This is a genomic window from Nostoc sp. C96, from assembly GCF_059384975.1.
The window spans coordinates 6,440,892-6,454,199 of record NZ_CM182020.1; the positions used below are offsets into that span (position 1 = coordinate 6,440,892).

8 protein-coding genes are annotated in these 13,308 nt (G+C 39.4%); 5 read left to right on the plus strand and 3 right to left on the minus strand.

All coding sequences use genetic code 11. From position 1 onward, the window contains the following. Positions 1-192 precede the first annotated feature (192 nt). From AC504W_RS27460 to AC504W_RS27475, 4 genes are all read left to right on the plus strand, one after another. Complete coding sequence (locus AC504W_RS27460) at positions 193-810, plus strand: hypothetical protein (RefSeq protein ID WP_494875424.1); 618 nt, start codon at positions 193-195, stop codon at positions 808-810. 190 nt (positions 811-1,000) lie between these two features. Continuing rightward, complete coding sequence (locus AC504W_RS27465) at positions 1,001-2,839, plus strand: peptidoglycan D,D-transpeptidase FtsI family protein (RefSeq protein ID WP_494875425.1); 1,839 nt, start codon at positions 1,001-1,003, stop codon at positions 2,837-2,839. A 353-nt stretch (positions 2,840-3,192) separates the two neighbouring features. Next, entirely contained in the window at positions 3,193-4,311 is a 1,119-nt protein-coding gene (locus tag AC504W_RS27470) for an iron-containing redox enzyme family protein (protein WP_494875426.1), read from the plus strand. A 142-nt stretch (positions 4,312-4,453) separates the two neighbouring features. Further along, complete coding sequence (locus AC504W_RS27475; RefSeq protein ID WP_494878788.1) at positions 4,454-5,149, plus strand: class I SAM-dependent methyltransferase; 696 nt, start codon at positions 4,454-4,456, stop codon at positions 5,147-5,149. Between the two features lie 64 nt (positions 5,150-5,213). Here AC504W_RS27475 and AC504W_RS27480 read toward each other — a convergent pair whose 3' ends face one another. From AC504W_RS27480 to AC504W_RS27490, 3 genes are all read right to left on the minus strand, one after another. Continuing rightward, positions 5,214-6,623 carry an AAA-like domain-containing protein gene (locus AC504W_RS27480; RefSeq protein WP_494875427.1) on the minus strand — a complete coding sequence of 470 codons (1,410 nt, stop codon included), beginning with the start codon at positions 6,621-6,623 and terminating at the stop codon, positions 5,214-5,216. A gap of 843 nt (positions 6,624-7,466) precedes the next feature. Continuing rightward, complete coding sequence (locus AC504W_RS27485; protein WP_494875428.1) at positions 7,467-8,555, minus strand: aliphatic sulfonate ABC transporter substrate-binding protein; 1,089 nt, start codon at positions 8,553-8,555, stop codon at positions 7,467-7,469. A 63-nt stretch (positions 8,556-8,618) separates the two neighbouring features. After that, complete coding sequence (locus tag AC504W_RS27490; protein ID WP_494875429.1) at positions 8,619-9,275, minus strand: class I SAM-dependent methyltransferase family protein; 657 nt, start codon at positions 9,273-9,275, stop codon at positions 8,619-8,621. 606 nt (positions 9,276-9,881) lie between these two features. On the opposite strand from AC504W_RS27490, the gene AC504W_RS27495 reads away from it, so the two are divergent. Further along, positions 9,882-12,953 (plus strand): cysteine peptidase family C39 domain-containing protein, encoded by a 3,072-nt coding sequence (locus AC504W_RS27495; RefSeq protein ID WP_494875431.1) that lies wholly within the window; start codon positions 9,882-9,884, stop codon positions 12,951-12,953. The last annotated feature ends 355 nt before the right edge of the window (positions 12,954-13,308 follow it).

Here is a 13,308-nt window from a genome sequence, read left to right on the forward strand (position 1 = left end):
TGTGAAGGGACAGAACGGATACCATAGAACAAATTTTTGTGCAACTTCTCAACGGATAGCTATATCTCAAAAACATCTAAACATGGTCTATAGTTAGCGCTATACTCATTCAGATCCCAAAAAAGGCTATTTTAACCTGAGCAAAACTAAATAAACAGACTAGAATACATTATTTCCTATCTAAGAAAATTTATGGCTGCTGTTCGTAAATCAGCTGTGTCTGCACCTAATCCCTGGTTCTGGCAAAATTCCAAACCAACTGCACCAAGACGGCGCTCCCCTGGTAATGGGTCAGCCATGAGCAGTGCATCCCCACTTCCAGATCAATCTCCAGTCGCATCGCCTAAACGCCGTCGACGTGCTGCGAAAAGTTTATCGGCTCCTGCTACCAAAGGTTTACAAGAATTCACACCATCAAAAGTTTCTCATGTTCCCACTGCTGAAGTTTTACCCAGTTGGTTGCTGCGGTTGTACACTGTTCATCGTTACTCGTCTGTGGTGACGTTTTTATTAGTTGCAGTGGCTCTGGTTGTTTATGGTTGGACAGTCTATTCTCAAGAGCTTTGGAATCAAGAGTTTCGCCGCTTACAAAATCTGCAACGCAATGAGCGACAATTAACTACAACTAACGCCATGTTAAAAAACAAAATGGCTGAAGATGCCGAAAATCCCAGTGCAGGATTAGTTTCACCAACGCCAGATAAAACTATTTTCTTACCTTCAGCATCTGATAGTGCCAGTTCTTTGCCCTCTAATAAAGCTTCTAATTCTCCTATACAACAGCCAACTTCCTCACCGTTGGGATATTAAAAAATTCGTAATTCGTAATTAAAAACTATTGGAAAGGAGATTTAGACACAGGCTGAAACAAGTCTACGTATAGATGTTGCTGTAGGGTAGGGGCATAAAACCCAAAAATTACGAATTAATAACTTAGTTAAAGGCAATAGTCATTAGTCATTTTTGACAGACAAATGACAAATAATCAAGGACGAAGCCGATGCAGAAGTCATCCAGTAGATTAAAATTTAGAAATTCTCGGAATCAAGCAGTTTCAAAGCGGCAAAAGATTTCCCGACAAAGGTTAATGGGAAATTTCACTCCCAACACTCAAGAACCTGTACAAAGTAGCAAAGTCAGGCTTTTGGTAGTATGGGCTATTTTATTAGCCGCAGGATTAGGTTTGGCTTTTAACTTATATAATTTACAAATTCTGCAAGGAAAAAAACTGACGCAGAAGGCGCGCAATCAACAAATGGTGAGTTTGCGACCTTTTATGCCGCGTCGTTTAGTTGTCGATCGCAATACCAATGTTTTGGCGGTTGATCGTCCTGTATATACTGTTTATGCTCATCCGAAGCTATTTGATAAATCTAATGAAGAAATCGCCCAAAAGATAGCACCTATCATTGATAAAGATGCGGCTGATTTAGTCAAAACTTTTCAAAGTCGCAAAAGTGGGATCATTCTCATGCCAGCATTACCCGAAGAAGTTGCCGATCGCGTAATTGCACTACGCTTAAATGGCTTAGAATTTATTCCCAAATACTCCCGTTTATATCCGCAAGCAGATGTTGCATCTGATGTGGTGGGTTATGTTGACCTGGAACGTCGCGGTCAAGCTGGTGTGGAATATAGCCAAGAAAAACTGCTAGAACGTTCTGTGCAGAAGGTACGGTTAATGCAGTCTGGTAACGGCGAGTTAAAGCCAGATCATGCACCAGAAGGTTTTCTCCATGCTGATGACCTGAAATTGCAACTAACTATTGATACACGCTTACAACGGGCTGCTCGCTCGGCGCTGAAAGCACAGGTAGAAAAGTTCCATGCAAAACGTGGAGCCGTAATTGTGATGGATGCGTTAGATGGTTCTTTACTAGCATTAGTATCTCAACCTACATATAACCCAAATGACTATGGCAAAGCGAAAATTGATTTATTCAAAAACTGGACTGTAGCTGATCTTTATGAACCTGGTTCAACTTTTAAACCATTAAATGTGGCGATCGCATTAGAAAATGGTGTGATTCAACCAAATGATACTTTTAATGATCCTGGTTATATTAAAGTCGCTGACCGGGTAATTAAAAATGCTCAACATAATGGTTATGGGCGGATTAATATTGCCCAAATACTCCAAAATTCCAGCAACATCGGCATGGTGCAAATTATTCAAAAAATGCGCCCCTCGGTTTACTACACCTGGTTAGAACGTCTGGGTTTAGGACAACCTTTAGAAACTGATTTGCCTTTTGGAGTTAGCGGTTCATTAAAAAGTCAACCAAGATTTATTTCTTCACCTATTGAACCAGCCACGGCATCTTTTGGACAAGGTTTTTCCCTGACTCCTTTACAACTAGTACAACTGCACGGCGCTTTAGCTAATGGTGGCAAACTTGTGACACCCCATGTAGTTCGAGGATTAGTTGATAGCAATGGCAAAATGCACTATTCACCCACACTCCCTACGCCAAGGCAAATTTTTTCCGCTAAAACTGCCCAACAAGTTGTGGAAATGATGGAAACTGTGGTTTCGGAAGGTACTGGGAAACCTTCTAAAATTGCCGGATATCGCATTGGTGGGAAAACAGGTACAGCCCAAAAAGCTAGTCCCAATGGTGGCTATATCCCTGGTGCAAGAATTACCAGCTTTGTCGCAGTTTTGCCAGTGGAAGCTCCCCGCTATGTAATTTTGGCCATTGTCGATGAGCCGAAGGGTGAAAATGCCTATGGTTCTACTGTGGCTGCACCAATTGTCAAATCGGTGATGGAAACATTAATTCCTCTAGAACATCTACCACCACAACAAGTCAATTCTGCAACAGAAACAGCACGATAATCAAGTCTGAAGTTTATAATCCCATTTCTTGATGAAGATGCAATTTATTATTTAGAGACGTTGTATTGTACACGTCTCTACAGGATTTATAGGTGCAGTCATACCATTTCACGAAAATCTTGATGCAAATTCATTGTTTTTTCATTCTTTCCCCCTGCTCCCTGCTCCCTGCTCCCCTGCGACCTATTTGTATCAAACTTAAAGTGAAATGGTATAAGGGGGCATAAGTTCTGTATCTCTAGAGTTAATATTTGTTTATAACTCACGAAAGAGGTTAAGAAAGCTTAACTGTGGAACTTTAGATATTAGAGATGAAAATACTTTCACTCTTTGGCAAAGGTATCTAAGATTTCATGCAAAGCTATTTATTGACATTCCCTAACTTTGAGGCTGTGGCTAAGAGTTCACAACCAGAAGCAAAGATAGAGCCTCAGTATCATCGGGCTGAACAATTATTTTTAGAATTACTAGCTATTGATGATTTAGATAATCAACTGCATCAGGTAACAGCAAAAGTCAGAGAGTTTGAACAAACACTCTCTATAGCAATAGAAGCTGCTTATCAAAATGGTAATGGAGATAATCGCGCTCACCTATTTCTTCAGAGAATCTTATATTGGATTAATCGCTTGAAGTTATTTTGGTATGACGATTTGCGCCATTATACAAATGAGCGATCGCTTTATTTGAGTTGTTGTCTTCATCAAATTGAAGCAGCTTGGCAAGCTTGGGAACTAGCGCAAATTGATGTGCTGTCCTTACAAAAATTAAATGTCAAACAAGCACTAATTGAACGCGCCACCGCCGATTTAGATCCGCCATTATCACCAGAGAGTCGCTATATTCGAGAACAAATGAGTGAGATTGGCTATTGTCATTTACTGGCGATCGCTTCATTTGATGGTTTAGTTGAAGGTAGTCGTCTATCGCGGATTTTAGGTGGTGCGGCGAATGAGGTGCAATGTACTTTGGTGCGAGTACTTTTAGAAGAATACGGTAATGGGCGCTTATCTCGCAAGCACTCTACATTTTTTGCCCAAATGTTAGCTGAGTTTGATATGAACACTGAACCAGAGGGTTACTTTGATTTAGTCCCTTGGGAAGTGTTGGCTTGTGCTAATCAAAACTTTTTAACAACAGAACGCAAACGTTATTTTCTGCGTTACAGTGGTGCGCTAACTTATTTTGAAGTTGCTGGCCCGGCGAGTTACAGAAATTATCTGACAGCCGCCCAACGATTGCAACTTTCAGATGCAGCAATGGGTTATTGGGAACTGCATATCAAAGAAGATGAACGCCACGGTCAATGGATGTTAGACAGTGTGGCTTTACCTTTAGCCGAACAATATCCCCATGATGGGTGGGAATTAATTTTGGGATACGACCAAGAAAAATTAATGGGCGATCGCGCTGCTCAAGCTGTTGTCCTTTCTATTCGTGCAGCCGAACAAGCAAGTTTACCCATCAGATAAATACCTAAAAATTGCTACCTTTCATTGCATTTTTAATTGCTTTGTAACCTAGTTCTGTTTGAGTAACAAATTGCTCAAAACAGCTAATTTGATTCGGCTTGATGTCAGCAAAACTCTTACTTTAAGGAAGTATTTCAATCAAATGAAAGACATATTTTTCTGCCCGGAAGAATCTAATTTTTATTCTAATTGTTTAGAAAATTTTGTCATGAGAGATTGTCAAAATCCGGCATCTATTGTTGAATTTGGTTCTGGTGATGGCAGTCCTGTTATCAACTCTCTACTGAGAAATAAGTTTGAGGGATTAATTCAAGGCTATGAACTTAATACTTCTGCCTGGAAAGCTGCAAATTTAACTATAGATGAATACAATCTTACCGGTAAATATATTATTCATAATTCCTCTTTGTTTGACTCTGATAAACCTCAAGCTAATTATCTTGTTGCTAATCCGCCATATTTACCAGCCCCAGATGATGATATTTATCTGCCATTATTATTTGGCGGTGTAGATGGCGCATCAATTACCAATGAGCTTTTATCTTTAGATTATGAAAATGTCTTGGTTTTAGTTTCTAGTTATTCTAACCCAATTAGTACTTTAGAAACAGCAGCAGAAAATGGCTATAGTGTGAATAAATTTGTCGTTTTACCTTTGCAGTTTGGCTATTATAGTTCTGAACCAAAAGTAAAAAAACATATAGAATCCTTAAAAGAAAATCATAAAGCATTTTACTCTGGAGATTATTATTTTTTGGCTGGCGTTCTATTTAAAAAATCGCAGGAATCAGCCATTGATTTATCTCATGAATTAGGTCAAGTTATGACAAGTTTATAAACAATGGTATTCAACAATACCCCTCTTGGAGAGGCATTATTGGAGGTTTTTTTATGGGGCTGGTCTAAACAGATTGTAAGCAAATAGTAGGTAGTAGTTTTTTAAAATAAGCTTGATAGAGTTTGCAACGGGGTAAAATGCGATCGCCATCCAAGCAAATCAAGCCTAAACTTTCTAGCTGATAAGCATCCACAGGATCAATTACCAGACCTTGTTTTGTTTTGATAAGTTCAGCATATATTTTGCTCAAATGAGGATAGCTTTGCAGTTTTAAGCTGTGTCGCCATAAGTGATGACGGTATATACCGCCATTAGCGATCGCTTCTTCGATCAAATCTTGTAAAGTAATCTTGCGAGAAACAAGATGAAATAAAGTTAGTTGAATTAACGCCGGATGACCACCAACTAAAGACATGATTTGAGCAGATTCTTGACCAGAACTCCAGTTTAGCTCATATCTTCTGGCTAAATCTTCGACTTGGCTTTGAGTAAATTCAGTTAAATGAATAGGTAAGCCGATATTAAATGGTGAACGATTAATATCTAGAGAGATATATTGTTCTGTGGAGTAGACCACTACTAATCGCAGTTTTTGCCAACTGTAATTTTGTCGTGCTTCTTCACACCAAGAACGTAACAAAGCAAAAAATTCCTGAGCAATGTGCGGATATTCAAAAAAGCGATCAACATCGTTAAAAACCAGCACTATGGGACTACTGCTCCGTTTAAAAATATACTTTTGCAAGTAGAAGCTACAGGCTAACTTATAGCCAACTTCTTCATCCCATATATCATCAAGGTTAGGCTCAATTTCTAACTGTTGGGCAATTTGCCAACAAAGACAACGCAAAAGCTTATTTAAATCAGTCAAACAAGTGTCATCAATTTGGTAGCAATTGACGTTAACAGGGCGATATCCTTGCTGATGAGCAAAGGCTAAAATACGTAGCACTAAAGAAGTTTTTCCCATCTGTCTGGGAGAGCGAATCCGAATTACACAGCCTGGGCGAGTAATTTCTCGATAAACTATTTCTTCGATTGGGGGACGGTCGATATATAAAGGAGAATCTAGACCTACAGGCCCATCTGGATATGGCCAACGATTTTCGATTTCGTAATTAGATAACCGAGTAAGATGATTTTCCTGTTTATATGAACTTCTGGGAAAGAATTCTCTGATTTCGCCTTCATCCTCACCACTCGATACTGTGTAATCTTCTTCTTGTAATTTGAGGTTAAAGGCACTAAAGCACAATTTGAGAGTTTTTTGATCTACGCCTTTACTTAAAGACCATAATCGACTCAGAGTTTTAGTCGAAATACTAATCTGGGTGCTGAGTTTTTGTAGAGTTAAGCGATCGCCTTTATTTCTAGCAATCTCCCAAGATAAAATCGCTTCATGTAAGCGTTGTAGCCCTGACGGAGTTAGTACAACGCCTCGTTTTCTTTTGCTTTTAGTTTGTTTCACTTGCATAGGCTGTGTTCCAACAATTGTTTGTGGACACAAAATCTACTTCAAACTTCTTGCATCAACAATTTTTAGCCTCAGACAGTGCGTTGATTTGCTGCAACTACTGTGCAGAAGCACACAAATTATGAATTTTGCCAGAGGTTATTTGTAGAGTCTGATGATCCAACTACTCGAAGAATTTAAACAGCGTAAAACATTCCGAATTTTGAGTTTTCACGGAAGTCGAAACCACCAACAAAAGCATTGTATAAAAAATGAATTTTTTTGCTCCGTTTTTTTACTTAATTCGCTAGTAAAAATTATTAAAAATTAATGAGCTTATTTACCATTCATTAACGGATTGCTATAGCTGCAAATTAAATTTGTTGCAGAATAAGCTAGAAAGCTTAAGTTCAGAACAAACTAGTACTTTAGTCAAATTAAAATGCCTAAAACACAGTAAATGCTGATTTTTAAGCTATTTCAGGCTGTATTCAGCCCCAAACTTGTTATTTTAGGTTGGTTAACTGACATTCTACTGCAATTCCAACGCTTGTGTTATCTTTTGTGGTTTTTATAAACTTGTGTATGTAAACTATTGATTTTTCTGAGTAAATCCTCTAAGTTAACCTACAACATATTAACATCATAATAAATGTATTAAGTAAATACACTAGATTTTAGCCAGACTTATGATTAATAATGCGATCGCATCTCATCAGTTCAGGTATCTTAGGCGACAGCCAGAAGATATAGATATGCTCAAACATCTGTAAACGACAATATCCCCAAATTATTCAATAATTTGGGGATATGCACCTTAATTACCTATAATGACCATCTAGTCTAGCTAAATTCAGCTTGATGTTATTTTTGACTGATTGTGGGTGGAGTAATCGCGGCATATTGCTCAGGTGTTAACATTGCTTCTCGAACATTCACAGGTTTGGGAAGCAACCCATTTTTATAGAAGTAATCTGCAACTCGCTGTTGTTCTTGAACTAAATCTGTAGATATAGCTCTTAACCCATAGCTGCGACGGCTAATTACCAAGTCCATCACATCGGGTGGTAATTTCTGATAAGGTGCGATTAGTTGTGCAGTTTCTTTGGGATGCGCCTCAGCCCAACGCTGAATTTGATCAATCTCCTCAATGACTATTCGCAGCAATTCTGGATTATCAATGGCAAACTGTTTTCCTCCGATATAGTATCCCCCAGGAGAGTCCAGTCCTTGAGAGTCTCTGAGAATCCTAACTTTATTTAATTTTTCGGCTCTAGCTAGATGCGGATCACCTGTTACCCAAACCGAAATTTTCCCTTCTAAAAAGGCACTACTCGCTTCTACGTTGGGGATACTCAAAACTTTAATATCGCTATATTTCAAACCTACATCTTCTAAAGCTCTGAGAATAAAGTAGTGAGATGCGGATGCTTTTTGGAAGACGACTTTTTGTCCTTTAATATCTTTTAAAGTTTTAATGGGAGAATCTGGTGGTACTGCGATCGCACTACCTTTACCACTATTTTCGGTACGTCGTGAACCAACGACATACACAATCTGCGCCCCAGCCGCTTGAGCAAAGATGGGTGGAGTTTCACCTACAGAACCCAAATCTATTTTGCCCACGTTCATCGCTTCCATTAGTTGTGGCCCTTGGGCAAATTGCGCCCATTCCACCTTTATACCTAAAGGTTCCAGCCGCTTTTCTAAAACTTTTGTTACCCTAACCAAATCACCAGCTTGTTGATACCCCATACGCAGTACTTTGGTTTTGATACCCACTGACTTGGTATCAGATACGTTATTAGCTGTCGATGAGGTTTCTGCTATTGGGGTTGGTTGTGTGCAACTAACCAATGTGAATGAAGTGGCGGCGCTGATCAACCCTGGAACGAAGAACCGGGTAACGCGATGAAAAATGTTTATATACTGAGGTTTAACTGTTGCGACCATAATTTTTTTGTACGGCTAGATTGAAACTTATTTCCAGACAATTGATAACTAAGCGGTAATTGTTTACCTGGCTCTATTCGCAATCCCAGAAAACACAAAAAACTGTTCCTCTTTGGGTTCAGCCACGCTTTCACCCAGGTAGCGATGAATACCCACACCCATATCTCCCGTTGCTGTCAGCTGAAAGTTAACTTCTGCAAATCCAGCTTTTTGCAGAGATTGACGGACTGTTTCAGAGTGAGGAATATTATGAGAATGTCCACGAGTCCAAATTACAAATGCACCTGGTTTACTAAGAAAACCCAGGTTCCTTAATAAGCGATTTAGTTCATTTTCATCAGCAAGATTACCGAAAACACCACAGACAATCACAATATCTGCTGGTACTGCTCCTAAATAGTTAGAGGCGATAGTTGCATCGCCATTGATAAACTCAATTTGTTTTGTCAAACCTAACGATTCTATAGTTGCTTGTCCACGTTCTACGAGTTGTGGATTTAGCTCAACCAGTCGTGCATAAACATCTTGAGCGCGTGGGTGATTTGCTAAAGTACCTAGTAAATCTCGTCCATCACCAGCGCAAACACTCACTACCCGAATTACTCCTGGTGAGGAAAAATTTAAGCTGTGGGCAATATATTCTCGCACTATTTCTAAGCGTTGCTGCAACCTCTGGTCAGTTTTGTAGAGGTCGTGCCATTCAAACCAGTCTTTTGGCATAAGGGGTTATTTCCGTTTCTGCAAACTATGGCTTTGCACCATAACTAAACTACGGTAAATCTATCGATTAACAGTATTTTAGAGTAAAAGCAGGCTATCACAGAAATTCCAGCAAAATCAAGTCTGATGGCAAAGTGGTAAATACGAGTATTGGAAGTTACAAAGATTTAATTGGCAATGTAATTAATGGTCGGGCGATCGCTAAGGGTATTGTAATTTTAGCTACATAAATACAATCGTATTTGCTTAACATCCAGTCTGAGACTGATATGTGTAAGATATGGTTTTATTTTCCGGGTAATGGATAAATTAACAGAAAATGTAAGTAACGAAAAAGAAAAATTAAATACTCGCTCACCAGTTGCTCAGACAAATAAAAATACTACTTTAGTAATCTGATGTGATGTCTGAAATTATCTTTGTAGGGAGGTAACACGCAAGGAGAAGGGATAGGGAATAAAAAAAAGCTCTGTAAGTATTACTGAATTTTTTCAAAAGTCAACTATGAATCTTATGTGTTCCAGATAAACTAACTGCTTATATCTAATTAAATAAAACAAAGATTGCATAGCATCAAAAACTTACACTGAGAACAGAAATTAAACCATGAACCCCTCTTCTTCGTTCAGAGTTCAAGAAGAATTAAACTCTAGCGCCCAACAGCAATCAATTACTCCAGAAGCAACCATTCTTAAACTGTTGAGCATAGTTGCAGGGGATACAAATTTAGCATCAGAATTTAGCCAGTCTTGGACAATTAATAAGTTTCAAATCGGTGATAATTTAACAAACTATACTGATAGTAGTATTTCTGAAGATAAAAGCAATTTTTTTTACTTAGTTTGCCAAGGACGAGTGCGTTTGCTAAGTTCTGATGCAACTCTTGGACGAGAAGTTTCTACGCAGTTGTTATTAGCAGAGCAGACATTTGGCGCAGATGATTTATTTTGCGATCGCCCTTTATCATACCGGGCGATTGGTGCCAGTCCGGGTTTTGTGGCGCAAATCACAATTGCGGATTTACAAGTTTGGTTGCAACGCTTACCAAATTTAGCGCAGCACTGGCAAAAATTAGCATTTGAGCGCCAAGCACTAATTTTTTTTAAAAGTTATAGCGAATTGCGATCGCTCAATAGTGCAACTTTAAAGCAATTCTTATCTTATATAATTACTACAAAAATTTCTGCTGGTTCATCTTTAACAACCGTCGCACCAGCAACGGCGGGGCGTTTTTGGTTAGCAGGTGGCACAACAACCTCATTATTATTAGGCGATAGCTGGGGTTATCCTGATGTCACATCCCCAGATGCAATTGCAGAAACAGATTTATTCATTTACCACCTACCCATTGAGCAGTGGGAATCAGCCCAAGCATTTGCACCGCAACTATTTACCAGTCAGGATACACAGCAGAAACCAACTGTTGTTCATTCAGAAATTACCCAACTCCCCCTTCCCAAACCAGAATACTCCCAACTAGAAATTTCCTCAGTATCAGAGATTGATTTTCCACCTCAGCCCAAAGCTAAGTCACGCCGAAAATATCCCTTCATTCCTCAACAAAGTTCATCAGATTGTGGTGCGGCTTGTTTAGCCATGATTAGCGAGTATTGGGGTAAACGCTTCAGTATCAATACTTTGCGTAACTTAGCAGCAGTAGACCGAACAGGTGCATCTTTGGCGGGTTTAGCCAGTGCAGCCCAAGCCTTAGAATACGAAGCGCTACAAGTGCGGGCGAGTTTGACTAAGTTGGAATCACAGGGAATTCCTTGGATTGCCCATTGGCAAGGCAATCATTATATAGTTGTTTGGCAAGTCAAAGGCGATCGCATTTTAATTGCTGATCCGGCAATGGGACAAAAATGGCTGTCGCGTTGCGATTTTGCAGCTAGTTGGACAGGATACGCTCTGTTATTAAACCCCACGGCAAATTTTCACGCTCTCAACAGCGAAAAGCTTTCTTTAAGTCGCTATTGGCAGACATTACAGCCTTACCACCAACTAATTCAGCACATTATTCTCGTCTCCATAGTTATCCAAATATTTGGGTTAGGGACTCCCTTACTTACCCAAGCCATCCTCGACCAAATACTATTGCTGAAAAATTTTTCCACATTGAATGCTTTTGCACTCGGTTTTTTGTGCTTAGGTGTGTGGCGCATTGTTTTAACAGCACAGCGACAATATCTCCTCGACTATTTTGCCAATCGCATCGATATTAATTTAATTGGTGGGTTCGTTAAACATACCTTGCAGCTACCATTGCAGTTTTTTACTTCCCGCCGCGTTGAAGATATTCTCAGTCGTGTGCAAGAAAATCGCAAAATTCAACAATTCATCACCCGTCGCGCCATCACCAGCATAGTAGATGCTTTGATGATTATTGTCTATCTAGGGGTGATGGTTTATTTCAACCTGCGACTGACTTTGTTGGTGATGTGTGGAATTGTCCCTGTTGTACTTTTGACTTTAGTGGCAAATTCTTTCCTTAAACAAATATTGCGGGAAATATCGCAAACATCAGCCAGCCAAAATTCTGCCACAGTGGAAATTATCACTGGAATTGTCACAGTCAAAACCGCCGCCGCTGAACGTGCAGTGCAGACATATTGGCAAGAGGGTTTGCTGAAAATGCTCAAAGTGCAGTTACGGGGACAGAAGTTAACCAATGTCTTACAAATGCTGCGGAATTTAATTAGTCACGTTGCAACAACAGTTGTGTTGTGGTGTGGTTTGCAACTGGTGATTACTGGAGATATGTCACTGGGTAAATTTGTCGCGTTCAATATGCTAATTAGTAATGTGACAAATCCTGTGTTGGCGTTGGTGGGTTTATGGGATGAATTACCCGCAGTACTCATGGCGGCGGAGCAAGTTAATCATGTATTAGACTCTCAGCCAGAAGAAAATTCTCAACAACCGTTACAGGTAATGCCCACAATTCGCGGTGAAGTGCGGTTTGAGAATGTGTTTTTCCGCTATCATCCTTATGACCAGCGTCATGTTTTGCAAAATGTCTCTTTTCGGGTGAGACCACAACAAACTATCGGGATTATTGGTCAGAGTGGTTGTGGTAAAAGCACTTTAGTAAATTTACTGGCTGGTTTATATCGTCCTGAAAGTGGGAGAATTTTAATTGATGGAGTAGATATTGCAGCGGTATCTCCATCATCGTTACGCAATCAAATCGGGTTTATCGCCCAGGATAACTTTTTGTTTTCGGGAACGATTTTAGAAAATATCACCCTTTACAATCAAGATTTTAACCATGAACAGGCGATCGCCGCCGCTAAATTAGCCGAAGCCCACAGCTTTATCCGTGAACTACCTTTAGGATATAATACCCCAGTCGGGGAGAGGGGTTTGCGGCTTTCTGGTGGTCAGAGACAAAAAATTGCGATCGCTCGTGCATTGATTACCCACCCGAAAATTTTAATTTTAGACGAAGCCACAAGCGCTCTAGACCCTGAATCGGAGCGTTGTCTGTACCAAAAGTTAGCTCGTTTGAGCCAGTATCACACCACTTTTATCATCTCCCATCGTCTTTCTAGTGTGCGCCATACCGACCACATACTGGTGCTTGACCAAGGTATTTTGGTTGAACAAGGCACTCATGAAAAACTTATGGAAACAAAGAGTCTTTACTACTCTCTGGCTAGACTGCAATTACAACTGTAATTTTGCTCATCTTACTTTTTTACCTATACCCAAGTTAGTAGACTCAGAAACCCGACTTCTTTGAGAAGTCGGGTTTCTATGTATTAACTGATATCTCATGCTCTATAGAGGCAAAAAACAGGGAACAGGACAAGAAAAATCAGATGATCCGAACTGGATTCATTTCTAGCCTGTATGGATTATCAGTTATGCCTCCGTACATCTAATATTAAAAATCGACATGATATTAGGTTTGCCTTGATCCGGATGAAATTTATATTTTTTTTAAAATATTTTTAACAGCGTAAACTACATAAAATTACTTTGTTTTTATTAATGCTATTGGAATTACTATATTTAGTGATTGTTTATTAGA